This is a genomic window from Roseomonas indoligenes (genome assembly GCF_017813365.1).
Classification (GTDB): Bacteria; Pseudomonadota; Alphaproteobacteria; order Acetobacterales; family Acetobacteraceae; genus Roseomonas; species Roseomonas indoligenes.
This window is the reverse complement of record NZ_JAGIZA010000002.1, coordinates 253,632-271,173: the sequence shown is the minus strand read 5'-3', so window position 1 is coordinate 271,173 and position 17,542 is coordinate 253,632. Positions and strand designations below refer to the sequence as shown.

The window sequence follows — 17,542 nt, the reverse complement described above, 5'->3', positions numbered from 1 at the left end:
GACGCGTCGGTAATAATGCCGCGAAAGACCGGGGGCTGGCGTGGCGGAGTTCTGGGCTGATTGGGGCGCGGCTGCCTATCTGCTGGCAGCTCTCTGGGCGTTCTTCGAGGGCGAAACCTTCGTCCTGGCGGCCTCGGCGATCGGGGCGATGACGGGCGTCGTCGATCCCTGGCTGCTGATGGGCTCGGTCTGGTTCGGCTCCTTCCTGGGGGACCAGACCTGGTTCACCCTGGGCCGCCGCTACGGGCCGCGGATCATGAAGAAGTACCCGAAGGCCGAGGCGAAGATGGCCAGCGCCACGGGGATGCTGCTTCAGTACGGCACGATCTTCATCCTGACCTTCCGCTTCCTCTACGGCATCCGCAACGTGGCGGCCGCGGCCTGCGGGCTGGCGGGAATCGGGCGGTTGCGCTTCGCGCTGCTGAACTTCTGCGCCGCGGGTCTCTGGGCCGGCAGCTTCGTGGCTGCGGGCTGGTTCCTCGGTGGGCTGATCGGGCCGGAGCGGCTGTTCCACGCCATCGCCGGCGGGGCGCTGCTCATCCTGGCCATCTTCCTGTTCCGCCGCTTCTATCGCCGCCGTCGCTTGGCCCGGACGGTGCCGGCTCTCTAGCCTGTCCGGGCCTTCGGGGCCGGATGGCCCCTGCGGGGCGTGCTGCAAGGCACGCCCTTTTTCCTGAGATCCGTTCCCGATGATTTCCAGGGACCGGCCGAGGCTCTAGGCTGCATTCATGGACGAGATCGACCGGAACATCCTCATCGCCGTGCAGCAGGACGGCGCGGCGGGGCTTTCCGACCTCTCGAAGGTGGCCGGGCTCTCCGTTTCCGCCACCGCGGAACGGGTGAAGCGGCTGGAGGAGCGGGGCACGATCCGCGGCTGGCACGCGGCGCTGGACCCGGCGGCGGTGGGCTGCGCGCTGCTGGCCTTCGTGATGGTGGGGCTTCGCCCCGGGCGGGACGACGGTGCCTTCCGCAAGGCGATGCGCCGCGCCGACGCGGTGCTGGAGTGCCACGCCGTCAGCGGCCCCTGGGATTACATGCTGAAGCTGCGCCTGCCGGACCTGGCGGCGCTGGAGCGCTTCGTGGCCGAGGAGATTCGCGGCCAGACCGGGGTGGAGCGCACGGAGACGGTGGTGGCGCTCGCCTCGGCCAAGGAGACGATGATCCTGCCGGTGGCCGAGGCGGACGAGGAGTAGGCCCCCTCCCCCGCGCCCTGCGGCGCGGAGGAGGATTCCGCCCTCAGGCGGCCGGCTTCGCTTCCGTCGCCACGCTGCGCTCGTCGGCCCGCGCGTTGTAATCGAGGCCGCGCTTCACCGCCCAGACATTGACCAGCTGCATCAGCGGGATGAAGGCCAGGTCGTCCATTGCGATCTTCACCCCCTCCTGCAGCAGCTTCTCGCGCGCCGCGTCGTCGAGGGTGGAGGTGGCGCGGGCCGTCACCTCATCCAGGCGCGGGTTGGAGTAGCGGCCGTTGTTGTTGGAGCCGAGCCGGGACGCCTGGTTATAGGTGCTGAGGATGTTGACGAGGGTATAGGCGGCCTCCCCGGTGGTGCTGGCCCAGCCGAGCAGGCGGATGTCGAACTCCTGCCGGGCGTTCCGGGCGGAGAAGCTGGCCCAGGGAGCTGCCTCCACCGTGGTCTGGATGCCGACGCGCTGCCACATCTGGGCGACCGCCTGGATGATGCGGGCGTCGTTGGGGTAGCGGTCGTTCGGGCCGTGCAGGGTGATCTTCAGCCCTTGCGGGAAGCCGGCCTCGGCCAGCAGGGCCTTGGCGCGGTCCGGGCTGTAGGTGTCCGGCTTCACATCGGGGTTGTGGCTGTAGGTGCCGGGGGCGAGCCACTGGCCGGTCGGCTGGGCGGTGCCTTCCATGACCTGCCGGCAGAGGGCTTCGCGGTTGATGGCCGCCGAGAGGGCCTGGCGGAACTTCAGGTTGCGGAAGGGGTTCGTCGCCAGCTTCCCGCCATTGAGGTCCGTGGCAAAGTTCGGCGGGCCTTCCCGGGAGAAGTCGGGGAAGAGGTAGATCACGCGCAGGCCCTGCGTCTCCACCACCTTCACGCGGCTCTCGCGGCGGAGCTTGGCGATGTCGGAAGTGGGGACCTGGTCGATCATGTCCACATCGCCGGCGAGGAGGGCGGCGACGCGACCGCTGTCATTGCCGAGGAAGCGGTAGGACACCTTGGCCCAGGGCTGCTTCGGGCCGAACCAGGCATCGTTGCGGACCAGCTCCGTCCGGTCGCCGGGCGTGTAGGAGGCGAGCTTGTAGGGGCCGGTGCCGATGGCGGCCTTGCCGGAGTTGTAGTCCTCCGTCGCCGTGCCGTTCACGTGCTTGGCGATGACCGCGACGGCGGCGAGGTCGGTGGGGACCAGCGGGGCCGGGCCTTCCGTGTGGAAGCGGACCGTCAGCGGATCCACGATCTCCACCCGCTTGATGGAGCGGACGAAGCCGCCGAAGCCGCCGGGGGAGTTAGGGACGTTCGGCGTGCGCTCCACCGTGAAGGCCACGTCCTCGGCGGTGAAGTCCTTGCCGTCGTGCCACTTCACGCCGGGACGGAGCTTGAACTCCCACACCGTCTCGGACACCGGGGTCCAGCTGAGGGCAAGGCCGGGCTGCAGGCGGGCCTGGGCATCGCGCTCCACCAGCCGGTCGAAGATGTGCATGGCCAGGCCGTTGTTGGGCGAGGCGTTGTAGAAGTGCGGGTCGACGGAGGTGACAGCGCCGCCGATGCCGATGCTCAGGGTGCCGTTGGCCGGCACGGCGGCCGTCTGCGCCTCGGCCGCAAGGGGGGCGAGGCCGCCGGAGATGGCGGCCATGGCGGCGGATGCGGTGACGAAGAGTCGGCGGGAGACGGGTTCGGACACGGTCAGCTCTCCTGGATGTAATGCGTTGGCGCGCAAACTAGCGGCAGGCCGGGGGGACTGCTAGAACACAGCCTTGGGAAGGCGCCATCGGGAAACCCGGGGGACTGGATGAAGAAGTTTGCATCGGCGGCCGTGAAGGCTGCCCTTTCGGCATTCGTGCTCGCCGGCGCCGTTCCGGCCGCCGCCCAGACGCTGAACCTGGCGGTGGGCGCGCCGGTTACGTCGCTGGATCCGCATTATCACGCGCTCTCGCCCAACTACGCCGTGGCGGACATGCTTTTTGACAGCCTGACGGCCTTCGATGCCCAGGCGCGCGTCGAGCCGCGGCTGGCGCTGAGCTGGAAACCGGTGGCGGAGGATGTGTGGGAGTTCAAGCTCCGCCCGAACGTCACCTTCCACAACGGCAACGCCTTCACCGCCGAGGACGTGGCCTTCACCATCGCCCGCGTGCCGACGGTGCCGAACAGCCCGTCTTCCTACGGGATCTACACGCGGGCCATCCAGCGGGTGGAGGTGGTGGACCCGCTGACGGTGCGCTTCCACACCAACGGCGCCTATCCGCTGCTGCCCGTCGATCTTGGCCAGATCGAGATGCTGGACAGCGAGACGCATGCCAACCCGGCGACGGAGGATTTCAACTCCGGAAAGCTGGCGATCGGCACCGGGCCGTTCCGCATGGTCAGCTACCGCAGCGGCGACCGGATCGAGTACGTGCGCAACGACGGTTACTTCGGCGCGCGGCCGCACTGGCAGCGCGTGAACTACCGCATGATCACCAATGACGCGGCGCGGACGGCGGCGCTGCTCTCGGGCGATGTGGACTTCATCGACCAGGTGCCGACCAGCGACATCGCGAAGCTGCGCGGCGACAGCCGGGTTCAGCTGAGCGAGGCGGACGGGCTGCGGCTGATCTTCCTAGCCCTCGGGCACAGCCACGAGACGAACGCGCCCTACATCACGGACAACGACGGCAAGCCGCTGGGGCGGAACCCCCTGCGCGATGTGCGGGTGCGGCGGGCGCTTTCCATGGCGGTGGACCGGCAGGCGATCGCGGACCGGGTGATGGAAGGTGCCTCCCTGCCCAGCACGCAGCTGCTGCCGCCCACGGCCTATGGTGCGCTGCCGGACCGGCAGGTGGGCCGGGCCGATCCGGACGGGGCGCGGCGGCTGTTGGCGGAGGCGGGCTATCCGCAGGGCTTCCGCATCCAGCTGAATGGACCGAACGACCGCTACATGAACGACGCCCGAATTATCCAGGCGATCGGGCAGATGTGGACCCGGATCGGCGTGCGGACGGGTGTCGAGGGGCAGCCCTGGGCCACCTTCGTCGCGCGGGCCGGGCGGCAGGAGTTCTCCGCCATGCTGGTGGGCTGGGGCACCTCCTCCGGCGAGCCGACCAGCCCGCTGCGTTCCCTGCTGGCAACGGTGAACCCGCAGCGCGGCTGGGGCGGATCGAACCGCGGGCGCTACTCCAACCCCGCGATGGACGCGAAGCTGGCCGAGGCGCTGCAGACCTTGGACGACAACAAGCGCGAGGCGCTGCTGCGCGAGGCGACCACCATCGCCATGGACGACGTGGGCATCATCCCCATCCACATCCAGAAGAACATCTGGGCGATGCGCCGTGGGCTGCGGCACGAGGCGCGGGCGGATGAACTGACGCGGGCGCAGGATGTGAGCCCGGCCCAGTAGGCGGCGGGACGGGAGAAGGGCGATGAGTGTTTACCTGCTGCGGCGGCTGATCCAGGCGGCGCTGGTGATGCTGGCGATGTCGATCATCGTCTTCGTCGGCGTCTACGCCATCGGCGACCCGGTGGAGATCCTGATCTCCCCCGATGCGGACCAGGCGGAACGTGCGCGGGCCATCGCGGCGCTCGGCCTCGATAAGCCGCTGTGGCAGCAGTATTTCAGCTTCCTGGGCGCGGCGCTGCAGGGCGATCTCGGGCGGTCCTTCGTATTCAACGAGCCGGCGCTGAAGCTGATCGGGCAGCGGGCGCCGGCGACGCTGGAGCTGGCCTTCGGGGCGACGATCATGGCCGTGATCGTGGGGCTGCCGCTGGGGCTCTATGCCGGGCTGCGGCCCAAGAGCTTCGGGGCGCAGGCGATCATGACGGGGTCCATCCTCGGCTTCTCCCTGCCGACCTTCTGGGTGGGGCTGATGCTCATCATGGTCTTCGCCGTGCAGCTGGGCTGGCTGCCCAGCACCGGGCGCGGGGAGACGGTGGAGATCCTGGGGATGCGCTGGTCCTTCCTGACCTGGGACGGGCTGGCGCACATGGCAATGCCGGCGCTGAACCTGGCGCTGTTCAAGATCAGCCTGGTGATCCGCCTGACCCGCGCGGGCGTGCGCGAGACGATGCTGATGGACTACGTGAAGTTCGCCAGGGCCAAGGGGCTTTCGCCGACCCGGGTGATCGGGGTGCACGTGTTCAAGAACATCCTGATCCCCGTGGTGACGGTGGTGGGGCTGGAGCTTGGCTCGACGATTGCATTCTCCGTGGTGACGGAAAGCGTCTTCGCCTGGCCGGGCATGGGCAAGCTGATCATCGACAGCATCAACGTGCTCGACCGGCCGGTGATCGTCGCCTACCTCATGAGCATCGTGCTGATGTTCATCATCATCAACCTGGTGGTGGACCTGCTCTACTCGGTGCTCGATCCCCGCGTCCGTCTGGAGAGCAAGTGATGAGCGCGACGACGGCCGGCAGCACCGCCCCTGCCAAGGCGCCGAAGGTGGAGACGCCGCTGCGGCGCTTCATCCTGGATTTCGCGGAGAGCAAGCTGGCCCTGGGGGCGCTGATCGTCTTCCTGGCGATTGTGCTGGTGGCGGTCTTCGCGCCCTGGATCGCGCCGCAGAACCCCTACGACCTCGCGCAGCTCGACATCATGGACGGGCGGCTGGAGCCGGGCTCGGTGAGCGATGGCACGGGCATGACCTACTGGCTCGGCACGGACGACCAGGGGCGCGACATGCTCTCCGGCATCATGTACGGGCTGCGGATCAGCCTCGTGGTGGGCGCCGGCTCGGCCATCGTCGCGGCCTTCGTGGGGGCCTCGCTCGGGATGCTCGCCGCCTATGCGGGTGGGCGGACGGACACGGTCATCATGCGGCTGGTGGACCTCCAGCTGTCCTTCCCGACCATCCTTTCCGCACTGATGATCCTGGCCTTCCTGGGCAAGGGGATCATGAACGTCGTCATCGCGCTGATCGTGGTGGAATGGGCCTATTACGCCCGGACCGTGCGCGGCACGGCGCTGGTGGAGCGGCGGCGGGAGTATATCGAGGCGGCGCAGTGCCTGGCGCTGCCGACGCGGCGGATCATCTTCCGCCACCTGCTGCCGAACTGCATGCCGCCGCTGATCGTGGTGGCCACCATCCAGATTGCCCGCGCCATCGCGCTGGAGGCAACGCTCTCCTTCCTCGGCCTCGGCGTGCCGATCACGGAGCCCTCGCTCGGGCTGCTGATCGCCAATGGCTATGAGTACATGCTCTCCGGCAAGTACTGGATCTCCTTCTATCCGGGCATCGCGCTGCTGATCACCATCGTCTCGATCAATCTGGTGGGCGACCACCTGCGCGATGTCCTCAACCCGCGGCTGAAGAAGTAACCCGTGGAACCCAGCATTCCCGCCACCGCGGCGCCGCCGACCATCCAGGTGCGGAACCTGCAGACCCGGTTCTTCACCCGCGCGGGGGTGGTGCCGGCCGTCAACGACGTGTCCTTCAATGTCGGCCGCGGTAAGGTGCTGGGGCTGGTGGGGGAATCCGGATCCGGCAAGACGGTGACGGGCTTTTCCATCATGCGGCTGGTGGACGAGCCCGGGCGGATCACCGGGGGCGAGATCCTGTTCGACGGGCGGGACTTGGTGAAGGCCTCCGAGGAGGAGATGCGGCAGCTCCGGGGAAACCGGATCGCCATGATCTTCCAGGATCCGATGATGACGCTGAATCCGGTCCTGCGCATCGACACCCAGATGATCGAGACGATGCAGGCGCATACGAAGATCAGCCGGGAGGATGCGCGGCAGCGGGCGCGGGACACGCTGGGGATGGTGGGCATCCCCTCCCCCGACGAGCGGCTGAAGGCGTACCCGCACCAGTTCTCCGGCGGCATGCGGCAGCGCGTGGCGATCGCCATCGCCCTGCTGCACCGTCCCGAGCTGATCGTGGCGGACGAGCCGACGACGGCGCTGGACGTGACGATCCAGGGGCAGATCCTGGCGGAGGTGCAAAAGCTGGCGGCGACGACCGGCACCTCCATCGTTTGGATCACGCATGACCTGTCCGTGGTGGCCGGTCTGGCCGACGACATCGCGGTGATGTACGCCGGCGAGATCGCGGAGTACGGGGCCGTCTCCAACGTGCTGGACCACCCGCTGCATCCCTACACGCACGGGCTGCTGGGCTCCGTGCCCAGCCGCAACAAGCGGGGGGAGCCGTTGCGGCAGATCCCCGGCACCACCCCTTCCCTGTTGAGCCTGCCGCCGGGTTGCCCGTTCCAGACGCGCTGCCCGCGAGCCGCCGATGTGTGCCGGCAGGTGCCGCCGATGGCCGAGATCCTGCCCGCGCATGAGGCGCGTTGCTTCCGGCCCCATCTCGAGAATGCGGAGGCCGCATGAGCGCGACGGTCGCACCCTCCCCGGCGCCCGCGGCTTCCATGCCGGGCTCGGACAAGATGATCGAGGTGGTGGGCGTGTCCCGCCGCTTCGCCAAGCGGCTGGATTTCGCGGGCAAGATCCTGGCGAAGCTCGGCGCGCCCATCCGCGAGGAGGTGGTGCACGCCGTGGACAAGGTGGACCTGACCATCCGCCGCGGCGAGGTGGTGGGGCTAGTCGGTGAATCCGGCTGCGGCAAGTCCACGCTGGGACGGATGGTGGCGGGGATCCTGCCTCCTTCCGACGGCTCCATCCTGTGGAAGGGCAAGGACCGCACGGGGCTGCACGGGAAGGAGGCGCGGGCGGCGACGCTGCAGGCGCAGATGATCTTCCAGGACCCGATGTCGTCCCTGAACCCGCGCATGAAGGTGGCCGACATTATCGGCGAGGCGCCGCTGTTCCACGGCCTGACCACGCGCGCGGGGCTCCCGGCCTATCTGGACGAGCAGATGCGGCGGGCGGGGCTCGATCCCACCTTCAAGTCGCGCTACCCGCACCAGTTCTCGGGCGGGCAGCGGCAGCGCATCGGGATCGCGCGCGCCCTGGCCGTGCAGCCGGAATTCCTGGTCTGCGACGAGTCCGTGGCGGCGCTGGACGTCTCCATCCAGGCGCAGATCCTGAACCTGTTCATGAAGCTGCGGCGGGAGCTGAACCTCACCTACCTGTTCATCTCGCACGACCTGGGCGTGGTCGAGCACCTGAGCGATCGGGTGGTGATCATGTATCTGGGCCGCGTGGTGGAGGAGGCGCCGACGGAGACGGTCTTCGCCCGGGCCAACCACCCCTACACGCAGTCGCTGCTGGCGGCGGTGCCGCGGATCGAGGCGCGGAAGAAGGCTTTCGCGGTGGTGCGGGGGGAGATCCCCTCCCCGCTCAACCCGCCCTCGGGGTGCCACTTCCACCCGCGCTGCCCGCACGCCTTCGACCGGTGCCGGGTGGAGATCCCCGCGCTGAAGGAAGTGGCGCCGGGGCATCGGAGCCGGTGCCACCTGAACGACCTGCCGAATCATGGGGGGCAGCCGGTTTGACGCGCTTCGCGGTGGTGTTCCTGGCCCTGCTGGGGCTGGCGGCCTGCGCGGAGCGGCCGGAGGGGTCTCAGGTGGGCTCGCGCGGCCTGTACATGGGTGGTAGTTCCGGAGCCGGTTTCGCACGCTAGGGACTCGTCCATGACCCGCTTCGCCTTCGACCATGTGCACCTGCGCAGCCCCGATCCGGACGTGACGGGAGCCTGGTTCGTGGACAACCTTGAGGCGGTGCATGTCCGGCGCCAGGAAGGGCCGAGCAGCCTGCGGGTGGTGCTGGACCTCGGCGGGCTGAACCTGTTCATCGACCGCGTTCCGGCTTCCACGCCGGGTGTGCCGCCGGCGCCCTTCCTGGGGATCGAGCATCTCGCCCTGGCGGTGAAGGGCGTGGACGCCATCGTGGAGGAGCTGCGCGCCAGGGGCGTGCGGATCGTGATGGAGCCGAACAACCCGAACCCGACGACGCGCATCGCCTTCGTCGAGGGGCCGGAGAACGTGCGTGTAGAGTTGCTGGAGCGCTCCGCGGGCTAAGGCCTCAAACCGCCTCGTCGGGTGCGGCGGGGCGGAAGGGCCGGGGCGAGAAGGGCTGGATCCGGCCATCCCGGGCGGCGGTGATGACGGCCTCCGCAAAAGCTGCAGGGGCCGTGACGTCGAAGTTCTCGAAGTCGGTGAAGGCGTAGTCCCACCAGCGGCTTTCCAGCAAGCGCCCCGCCGTGTCCGGATCGAAGCGGAAGCGGATGACCCGCGCGGGGTTGCCGCCGACGATGGCGTAGGGCGGCACGTCCTTCACCACCACGGCGCCGGCGGCAACCACCGCGCCCGTGCCGATGCGAACGCCGCGCCGGAGCAGCACGGCCTGGCCGATCCAGACGTCGTTCTCAAGCACCACGCCCATCGCGCCCTTCGCGAAGGATTGCTGCGGGCGGAAGCCCGGCCTGTTGGCGCGGGCGAAGGCGGTGAGGTGCGGGTGCGAGTCGAAGGCCTGATAGGTGAAAGGCGAGGTGGAGACACGGTCCAGCGGATGGGCGGTGCCCATGATCTCCAGCTTCGACGCGATCGAGCAGTAGCGGCCGATCCGCATCCAGTTCGAGAGAGGGGAGTGGCTGTAAGAGAAGGCGCCCATGGTCTCCGGCAGGGTCGTGCCGGCGAAGAGGCCAATATGCGGTTCCAGCGCTGAATTCGGGAGAAAGCCCAACCGGTCGCCGTCGCGCAGGCGCGGGCTGGCGGGGTTCATCTCGAAGTGGAGGAAGTGCCGGTCGAAAGCCTGGCGCAGGTCCGGGGTGACGCGCAGCGCGGGCATGGGCGGCCGATGGCTCCTCGGTTCAGGGGCGCTTCCAGAAGAGGACGGTGTCCGAAGGGGTCCTGTCGGCGCCCAGGGCGTAGCCGGGAATGCGGCCGACCTCCTGCCAGTCGAGGCCGCGGTAGAGGCGCTCGCCGTCACCCCCCGCTTCCGTGTCCAGCACCAGCAGGCCGCGGCCGATGCTGCGGGCGGTCTGCTCCGCGCGCTGCATGAGGGCGCGGCCGATGCCGCGGCGGCGGAAGTCCGGGTCCACCAGCAGCTTCGAGACCTCGGCCCGGTGGGGGGCGTTGGGCTGCTGGGCCAGGGCGAGGTGGACGGTGCCGGCGATCTGGCCGTCGCACCAGGCGGCGAGGAGGACCTTCCCGCCGGTGGCGACGTCGGCGGAGACGCCCCGCCAGAAGCCGCGGGCCACTTCCGGCGAGAGGGGCGGCAGGTAGTTCACGGAAGCGCCGGCGGCAACGCAGGCGACCATGATCCCGGCCAGGCGGCGCTCCGCGCTGGCGGCGGCCGCGGCGTCCAGGATCTCCACCACCACCCCGGTGGCAGGCTTGGCGTAGCGGAATTCCAGGGATTTGGAGATGTCGTCGAGGATACGGATGGAGCCGGCGCGGACGTAGCCGCGCTTCTCGTAGAAGCGGTGGGCGGCCTCGAAGCGCGTGTCGGTCCAGAGGATCATGCGCCGGGCGCCGTGGGCGACGGCGTGGCGTTCGGCGCCGTCCAGCAGGCTGTGCGCGAGGCCCGTGCCGCGGGCTGACTTCGCGACGTACATGCGGCCGATCTCCCAGGCCTCGTCGTCGTCGCGGAGTGGACGGGTGGCGATCATGCCGACGAGGGCGCCCGCCTTGTCCTCGGCGGCCCAGAGGGCGCCGCCGGCCTTTTGGAAGTGCGCGGCGAGGGCGCGCAGCTCGGGGACTTCCGCGTCCACGTCCAGCACGCAGTTCGGGTACTCCGCCCAGGCGTCGCCGATCAGGCGGATGAAGCCTTCCGCGTCCTCGTCGCGGCCCGGGCGGATGGTGATGCTCAATGTAGGCCCCGGCAGAAAGCCTGGATGCGGGTGCAGGCCTCGCGCAGCGTCTCCGTGTCCGTCGCGTAGGAGAGGCGGATATAGGGGCTCATCTGGTAGGCGGTGCCGGAGACGGTGGCGACGTGGTTCTCCTCCAGCAGGGCCATGGCCAGGTCCTCGTCGGTCTCCAGGCGGCGGCCGCCGGCCGTGGTCTTGCCGAGACAGCCGGCGACGCTGGGATAGACGTAGAAGGCGCCTTCCGGCTTGTGGCATTGCAGGCCCGGCGCCTCGTTCAGCATGGAGACGACGAGGTCGCGGCGGGCGCGGTAGAGGGCGCGGCGCTCCTCCACGCCCTCCTGCGGGCCGTCCAGGGCGGCGATCGTGGCGGCCTGCGCGACGGTGGCGATGCCGTTCGTCGTCTGGCTCTGCATGTTCGTCATCGCCTTGATGAGCGCACGCGGGCCGGCGCCGAAGCCGACGCGCCAGCCCGTCATGGCGTAGGTCTTGGAGGCGCCGCTGACTGTCAGGGTGCGGTCCTTCAGGCGGGGTTCCACGGCGGCGATGGAGTGGTGGCCGCCGGTATCCTCGTAGATGATGTGCTCGTACATCTCGTCGGACAGCACCCAGATATGGGGGTGGCGCATCAGCACCTCGGCGAGTGCGGCCACCTCCGCGCGGGTGAGCGCGGCGCCGGAGGGGTTGTTGGGGAAGTTCAGCGTCACCCACTTCGTCTTCGGGGTGATCGCGGCTTCCAGGTCCTCCGGCCGCAGCTTGAAGCCGTTGTTCTGCGGGCAGGGCACGAGAACGGGGACGCCGCCGCAGAGGCGGCCGATGTCGGAATAGGCGGACCAGAAGGGGGTGGGGATCACCACCTCGTCCCCCGGGTCCACCGTGGCGAGGAGGGCGTCGAGGATGACCTGCTTGCCGCCATTGGCGGCGATGATCTCGTCAGGAGCGTAGTCCAGGCCGTTCTCGCGGCTGAACTTGCGGGCGATGGCGGCCTTCAGCTCGGGCCAGCCGTCATTGGGCGGGTACTTGGTCTTGCCGGCGAGGGCGGCCTCGTGCGCGGCCTCGATGGCGTGGGGCGGGGTTGCGAAGTCGGGTTCGCCGACGGTGAGGGTGATGACCTTGTGGCCGACCTCGCGCAGTTCCCGGGCACGGACGGACATGCGGGTGGAGCCGGAGACCTGGATCTCCTGGATACGCTTGGCGAGGGCGGGCATTCCGGGTGTTCCAGCGGTGGCAGTCGGGAAAGAGGGGCGGAAACTAGAGCAGATCGCCGGAGGGCGGTATCGCCCGGAGGCGTGAATCTGCTCTCCACTTCCGGGGGGGCGTGGCGCCAACCCCGCGCGGCAAGGCCCAAAAGGAAGGGGCGGCGCCTGGCCGGCGCCGCCCCCTGTTTTCAGGCCTGGATGGTTCCGGCGCGGCTCAGCCCAACTCAGTTCAGGCCCTGGCAAAAGCGCTGGATGCGCGTGCAGGCTTCCTTCAGGGACTCGTCGGAGGCGGCGTAGGAGATGCGCATGTAGCCCGGGAAGAGGAAGGCGGAGCCGTGGACGGTCGCCACGCCCTCTTCCTCAAGCAGGGCGAGGACGAAATCCTCGTCCGTCTCCAGCTTCTTGCCGGCCTTGGTCGTCTTGCCGAGGCAGCCCTGGACGGAGGGGAAGACGTAGAAGGCGCCTTCCGGGGTGTTGCAGTGGAGGCCCGGCGCCTCGTTCAGCATGGAGACGACGAGGTCGCGGCGGCGCTCGAAGGCCTGGCGCATCGTCTCCACGTCGTCCTGCGGGCCGTTCAGCGCCTCGACGGCGGCGGCCTGGGAGATGGAGGAGGTGTTGGAGGTGGACTGGCTCTGCAGCTTGTCCATCGCCTTGGTCAGCGCCACCGGGGCGCCGGCGAAACCGATGCGCCAGCCCGTCATGGCATAGGCCTTGGAGCAGCCGTTCATCGTCAGCGTGCGGTCGCGGAGCTTGGGCTCCACCTCGACGACGGTGGCAAACTTGAAGTCGCCGTAGACGAGCTTCTCGTAGATGTCGTCGGTGAAGATCCACACGTTCGGGTGGCGCAGCAGCACGTCGGTGAGGGCCTTCAGCTCCTCGGCCGTATAGGCGGCGCCCGTGGGGTTGCAGGGGTTGTTCAGCATCACCCACTTGGTCTTGGGGGTGATGGCGGCCTCAAGCTGCTCGGCCGTGATCTTGAAGCCCTGGTTCGGGCCGGCGCCGACGATCACCGGCGTGCCGTCGGCGAGGGACACGATGTCGGGGTAGGAGACCCAGCAGGGGGCGGGGATGATGACCTCGTCGCCCTTGTCGAGGGTGGCGACCATCGCGTTGAAGATCACCTGCTTGCCGCCGGTGGAGACGATGATCTCCTCAGGCTTGTAGTCCAGGTGGTTGTCGCGGGCGAACTTGGCGGCGGCGGCCTTGCGCAGCGCGGGCGTGCCGGAAACGTCGGTGTAGAGGGTCTGGCCCTCGTCGATCGCGCGGATCGCCGCGTCCTTGATATTGCGCGGGGTGGGGAAGTCCGGCTCGCCGGCGGAGAGGCTGATGATGTCGCGCCCGGCCGCCTTCATCTCGCGCGCCTTGGTGGAGATGGCGATGGTCTGGGACGGAGAGACCTTGTTCAGGCGCTCGGCGATAAGGGACATGGTTGCTGGACTTCCCGGTTCTCGGCGGGGGCGGAACCTAACCGCGATGTCAGCCGGGCGGAACCGGCGAATGACACAAATCAGTCCCGCCGGCGCAACAGGAGGCCCACGAGGGCCAGGGTAAGGGCGGCTGCGACCAGCAGCAGGGTGGCCAGCGCGTTCACCTCCGGCGTCATGCCCAGGCGAAGCATGGAGAAGAGAGCCACTGGCAGGGTGGTGCCGGAAGGGCCGGAGGTGAAGGAGGCCAGCACCACGTCGTCCAGCGAGAGGGTGAAGGCAAGGAGCCATCCGGCGGCCAGGGCCGGGGCCATGAGCGGCAGGGTGACGGTGGCGAAGGCCGCGGCGGGGGTGGCGCCGAGGTCCTGGGCGGCTTCCTCCAGGTCGCGGTCGCGGGTGGCGAGGCGGGACTGGATGACCACGGCGGCATAGGCGGTGCCGAGGGTGGCGTGGGCCAGGAGGACCGTGAGGGCGCCGCGGCCGGCGGGCCAGCCGGTGGCACCCTCCAGCGCGACGAAGAGGAGGAGGAGGGAGAGGCCGGTGACGACCTCCGGCAGGACCAGCGGCGTGCCGGCCAGGGTGCCGAGGAGGGCGCGGCCGTTGAAGGGGCCGTGGCGGGCCAGGACCCAGCCCAGGGCGCCGCCGAGCAGCGTGGCGAGGGTGGCGGAGCCGGCGGCGATGCGGAGGGAGAGCCAGGCGGCTTCCAGCAGGCGGTCGTTCGCGGCCAGGGCGGCAAACCAGCGAAGGGAGAAGCCGCCCCAGCGAAAGGGCACCGGGCTGGCGGAGAAGGCATAGGCGACGAGCAGGGCCACGGGCAGCCATAGGAAGGCGAGGCCGGCCCAGAGGAGGACCCGGACGAGGCGGGGCGTCATCCTGCCCGTCCGAGGCGCTGGTAGAGAAGGATGGGGCCTGTCAGCAGGGCCAGGAGCGCGAGCGCGAGGGCGGACGCGACGGGCCAGTCGCGATTCTGGAAGAACTCCTGGAAGACGACGCGGCCGACGAGGGTGGCGTCGGGCGGGCCGAGCAGTTCCGGGATGACGTATTCCCCGGCGGCCGGGATGAAGACGAGGAGGAAGGCGGCCGCGAGGGCCGGGAGAAGCTGCGGCAGGGTGACGGTGAGGAAGCTATGGCCGGGGGTGGCACCCAAATCCGCGGCCGCTTCTTCCAGCGCCGGGTCCAGCCGGGTGGCGGCCGCGAAGATGGGCAGGACGGCGAAGGGCAGATAGGCGTGGACCATGCCCAGCAGCATGGCGCCGTCCGTGTAGAGCAGGGGAATAGGGTCCTGCGTCAGCCCGAGGGCGCGAAGGACGGCGTTGATCCAGCCCTCGTCGCGCAGCAACCCGATCCAGGCACCGATGCGGATGAGGAAGCCGGTCCAGAAGGGCAGCAGCACCGCCGCGAGCAGCACGTTCCGCCAGCGGCCGGCGCGGGCGATTCCGATGCCCATGGGGGCGGCAAGGAGAAGGCAGAGGCCCCCGGTGAGGGCGGCGACGACCAGGGACTGGAGGAGGGAGTCGCGGTAGTGCGGGTCCTCCAGCAGCAGGCGGAGGTTGTCGGGGTTGAGCCCCTGCCCTGCCCAGGGCGGTTCGTAGGGTGGGACGCCATCGGCCTGCCAGGACAGGGCAAGGACCGCCACCAGGGCCAGGGGCGCGGCCACGAGGAGGGTGAGCCAGAGGCCGGGGACGAGGCGGAGAAGCGCCTTCATGGCAGGAGGGGCACCACGTCGTCCCGGTCCCAGGCCAGGCGCACGGTGGCGCCGCGCGGGGGCGGGGCGCCATCCTCCTCCGCATGGGAGACGCGGAGGGTGGCGCCGCCCTGCATTCTGACGAGGAGAAGGCTGCTGTCTCCGCGGAAGGCGGACTCTTCGACGGTCCCGACGGCCGTGTTCTCGCCGGGCTCCGGGGCGAGGCGGATGCGCTCGGGACGGAGGGCGACGGCGGCGGCTTCCTCTGGCAGGGGGGCTTCGGCGCGGAGGGTGCAGCCGGCGCCGGGGCAGTCCAGCGCGCCGTCCTCCGTGCGGGTGCCTTCGAGCACGTTGGCGGCGCCGAGGAAGGTGGCGATGAAGCGGGTGGAGGGGCGATCGTAGACCTCGCGCGGGGGACCGGCCTGGACGATGCGGCCGCGGTCCATCACCGCCACGCGGTCGGCCAGGGCCAGGGCCTCGGCCTGGTCGTGCGTGACCATGACGAAGGCGGCGCCGCTTTCCCGCTGGATGGCGCGCAGCTCGAAGCCGGTGCGCTCCCGCAGGTTGGCGTCGAGCGCGCCCAGGGGTTCGTCCAGCAGGAGGAGACGGGGGCGTTTCACCAAGGCGCGGGCCAGGGCGACGCGCTGGCGCTGGCCGCCGGAGAGGGCATGGGGCTTGCGCGTTTCCATGCCCTCCAGGCGCAGCATGGCGATGGCCTGCGCGACGCGGGCGGTGATTTCGGCACGGGGCAGGCCCTCGCGCTTCAGGCCGTAGGCGATGTTGGCGGCCACGCTCATGTGCGGGAACAGGGCGTAGGACTGGAACATCATGTTCACGGGGCGGCGGTGCGGGGGAACTCCGAACAGGTCGGCGCCGTCCAGCTGCACCGTGCCGGAATCCGGCGCCTCGAAGCCCGCGATGACGCGCAGGAGGGTGGACTTGCCGGAGCCGCTGCCGCCGAGAAGTGCGAGGAACTCGCCGGGGGCGACGTGGAGCGTGACGCCGTCCAGCGCAGCCACCGGGCCGAAGCGGCGGGTGACGCCGCGCAGGGAGAGGCGTGCGGTCAACGCCCGGCCTTGAAGCGCGACCAGGAGCGGGCGCGGGCGCGCTCCGCCTGGGAACCGGGGGCGGAGACGGTGAAGCTGCGGGCGATCATGTCCGGTGTCGGGTAGACGTTGGGGTCCGCGGCGACATCCGGGCGGATGTGCGGGCGGGAGGCGGGGACGGCGTTGGGATAGTGGACCTGGTTCGTCACGCCGGCGATCACCTCCGGGCGCAGCATGTAGTCGATGAACTTCTGCGCGGCCTCCGGGTTCGGCGCATCCGCCGGAATCGCCAGCATGTCGAACCAGAGCTGCGCGCCGTCCTTCGGCGGGGCGTAGGTGATGCCGCCGTCCGGCGCGCGGGTCTGGGCCTGCACCACGTCGCCGGAATAGGTGAGGACGGCGCAGTATTCGCCCTGTGCCAGCGCGTCGGTGATGGCGGCGGAGGAGATGATGGCGCGGACATGCGGGCGAATGGCGAGCAGCGCCTGCTCCGCCGCACGGGCATCGGCCGCGTCGGCGCTGTTGGGGTCCTTGCCCAGCCAGCGGAGGACGGAGGGGATCACGTCGATCCCGCTGTCCATGATGGCGATGCCGCAGCGGGCGATGCGGGCCGCGTTCTCCGGTTTCAGGATCAGGTCCAGGCTGTCCAGGGGGGCGTCGGGGGCGAGCGCCCGGATGCGGTCCGCGCGCAGGCCAAGGCCGACCGTGCCCCATAGGTAGATGGCGCCGTGGCGGTTGCCGGGATCGCTGGTGGCGACCTGTTGCAGCAGGGCCGGGTCCTGCCCGGCGAAGTTGGGGATCGCGGACCGGTCCAGCGGGCGCAGGGCGCCGGCGCGGACCAGGCGGGCGAAGCTGGGTTCGCTGGTGGGCACCACCACGTCGTAGCCGGAGCGGCCGGCGGAGAGCTTGCCCTCCAGCGTCTCCAGGCTGTCGAAGACGTCGTAGCGCAGGCGGATGCCGGTCTCCCGCTGGAAGTCCTCGATCGCCTTCGGGTCGATGTAGTCGGTCCAGTTATAGACGTTCAGGACGGGCTGCTGCGCGACCGTGCTGCCGGCCAGAAGGGGGGCCAACAGAGGCGCGAGCAGGAGAGCAGGCCAGAGTGAAGGCAGGAGGCGGCGCAAGCGGGTCATGCCTGGCAGGTTATGGCCTGGTGCGCGGCGCGCAAGTTGGGCATCTATTCTCTTTTTTCGGAATATAGGAAGATATTTCTTGACGTGAGGCTCACGGTCCTGTAATCCCCCTTCCGTCAACGGGACATCTGCGCCCGCCCCGAACCCCATCCCGTCCCGTCCTTCCCAGCCCCGCCCGGCCCTGCCGGCGCGGGGCTTTTCGCGTCC

General features: G+C 69.8%; 17 protein-coding genes. 8 read left to right on the top strand and 9 right to left on the bottom strand.

All coding sequences use genetic code 11. The features are described 5' to 3' along the window. Window positions 1-40 precede the first annotated feature (40 nt). Together J5Y10_RS03575 and J5Y10_RS03570 are read left to right on the top strand one after the other, a co-directional pair. Entirely contained in the window at window positions 41-610 is a 570-nt protein-coding gene (locus J5Y10_RS03575) for a DedA family protein (protein ID WP_209370784.1), read from the top strand. 118 nt (window positions 611-728) lie between these two features. Continuing rightward, window positions 729-1,193, top strand: a complete 465-nt coding sequence (locus J5Y10_RS03570) for an Lrp/AsnC family transcriptional regulator (RefSeq protein WP_209370782.1) — start codon at window positions 729-731, stop codon at window positions 1,191-1,193. A gap of 43 nt (window positions 1,194-1,236) precedes the next feature. Here J5Y10_RS03570 and J5Y10_RS03565 read toward each other — a convergent pair whose 3' ends face one another. Continuing rightward, window positions 1,237-2,856, bottom strand: a complete 1,620-nt coding sequence (locus tag J5Y10_RS03565) for an ABC transporter substrate-binding protein (protein ID WP_342452825.1) — start codon at window positions 2,854-2,856, stop codon at window positions 1,237-1,239. Window positions 2,857-2,964: 108 nt separating this feature from the next. Between J5Y10_RS03565 and J5Y10_RS03560 the strand changes: the two genes are divergently transcribed. From J5Y10_RS03560 to J5Y10_RS03535, 6 genes are all read left to right on the top strand, one after another. Then, window positions 2,965-4,548 (top strand): ABC transporter substrate-binding protein, encoded by a 1,584-nt coding sequence (locus J5Y10_RS03560; RefSeq protein ID WP_209370772.1) that lies wholly within the window; start codon window positions 2,965-2,967, stop codon window positions 4,546-4,548. A gap of 22 nt (window positions 4,549-4,570) precedes the next feature. Then, on the top strand, window positions 4,571-5,542 hold the full coding sequence (locus J5Y10_RS03555) for an ABC transporter permease (RefSeq protein ID WP_209370770.1): 972 nt from the start codon (window positions 4,571-4,573) through the stop codon (window positions 5,540-5,542). Then, the gene (locus tag J5Y10_RS03550) at window positions 5,542-6,465 is read left to right on the top strand and encodes an ABC transporter permease (protein WP_209370769.1); all 924 of its coding nucleotides are present in this window, start codon (window positions 5,542-5,544) and stop codon (window positions 6,463-6,465) included. Before J5Y10_RS03555 ends, J5Y10_RS03550 begins: the two co-directional genes overlap by 1 nt. Before the next feature lie 3 nt (window positions 6,466-6,468). Continuing rightward, a complete protein-coding gene (locus J5Y10_RS03545) occupies window positions 6,469-7,476 on the top strand; it encodes an ABC transporter ATP-binding protein (RefSeq protein ID WP_209370767.1) in 1,008 nt (335 codons plus the stop codon). Then, window positions 7,473-8,540, top strand: coding sequence for an ABC transporter ATP-binding protein (locus J5Y10_RS03540; RefSeq protein WP_209370765.1), 1,068 nt, complete (start codon window positions 7,473-7,475; stop codon window positions 8,538-8,540). Before J5Y10_RS03545 ends, J5Y10_RS03540 begins: the two co-directional genes overlap by 4 nt. A 138-nt stretch (window positions 8,541-8,678) precedes the next feature. After that, window positions 8,679-9,065, top strand: a complete 387-nt coding sequence (locus J5Y10_RS03535; RefSeq protein WP_209370762.1) for a VOC family protein — start codon at window positions 8,679-8,681, stop codon at window positions 9,063-9,065. A 4-nt stretch (window positions 9,066-9,069) separates the two neighbouring features. Here the strand turns inward: J5Y10_RS03535 and J5Y10_RS03530 are convergent, their stop codons facing one another. The 8 genes from J5Y10_RS03530 to J5Y10_RS03495 all read right to left on the bottom strand — a co-directional run bounded on the left by J5Y10_RS03530 (window position 9,070) and on the right by J5Y10_RS03495 (window position 17,275). Then, window positions 9,070-9,834: a CatB-related O-acetyltransferase gene (locus J5Y10_RS03530; RefSeq protein ID WP_245214276.1), complete on the bottom strand. Its 765-nt coding sequence runs from the start codon at window positions 9,832-9,834 to the stop codon at window positions 9,070-9,072. A gap of 22 nt (window positions 9,835-9,856) precedes the next feature. Then, window positions 9,857-10,858 carry a GNAT family N-acetyltransferase gene (locus J5Y10_RS03525; protein WP_209370760.1) on the bottom strand — a complete coding sequence of 334 codons (1,002 nt, stop codon included), beginning with the start codon at window positions 10,856-10,858 and terminating at the stop codon, window positions 9,857-9,859. Continuing rightward, complete coding sequence (locus J5Y10_RS03520) at window positions 10,855-12,060, bottom strand: pyridoxal phosphate-dependent aminotransferase (protein ID WP_209370758.1); 1,206 nt, start codon at window positions 12,058-12,060, stop codon at window positions 10,855-10,857. Before J5Y10_RS03520 ends, J5Y10_RS03525 begins: the two co-directional genes overlap by 4 nt. A gap of 215 nt (window positions 12,061-12,275) precedes the next feature. Then, window positions 12,276-13,478, bottom strand: coding sequence for a pyridoxal phosphate-dependent aminotransferase (locus J5Y10_RS03515; protein WP_209370756.1), 1,203 nt, complete (start codon window positions 13,476-13,478; stop codon window positions 12,276-12,278). Window positions 13,479-13,558: 80 nt separating this feature from the next. Continuing rightward, window positions 13,559-14,347: an ABC transporter permease gene (locus J5Y10_RS03510; RefSeq protein WP_209370754.1), complete on the bottom strand. Its 789-nt coding sequence runs from the start codon at window positions 14,345-14,347 to the stop codon at window positions 13,559-13,561. After that, window positions 14,344-15,180, bottom strand: coding sequence for an ABC transporter permease (locus tag J5Y10_RS03505; RefSeq protein WP_209370752.1), 837 nt, complete (start codon window positions 15,178-15,180; stop codon window positions 14,344-14,346). Before J5Y10_RS03505 ends, J5Y10_RS03510 begins: the two co-directional genes overlap by 4 nt. After that, window positions 15,177-16,226, bottom strand: a complete 1,050-nt coding sequence (locus J5Y10_RS03500; RefSeq protein WP_209370750.1) for an ABC transporter ATP-binding protein — start codon at window positions 16,224-16,226, stop codon at window positions 15,177-15,179. The genes J5Y10_RS03505 and J5Y10_RS03500 overlap by 4 nt, the downstream gene beginning before the upstream one ends. Continuing rightward, on the bottom strand, window positions 16,223-17,275 hold the full coding sequence (locus J5Y10_RS03495) for an extracellular solute-binding protein (protein WP_245214275.1): 1,053 nt from the start codon (window positions 17,273-17,275) through the stop codon (window positions 16,223-16,225). Before J5Y10_RS03495 ends, J5Y10_RS03500 begins: the two co-directional genes overlap by 4 nt. Window positions 17,276-17,542 lie beyond the last annotated feature (267 nt).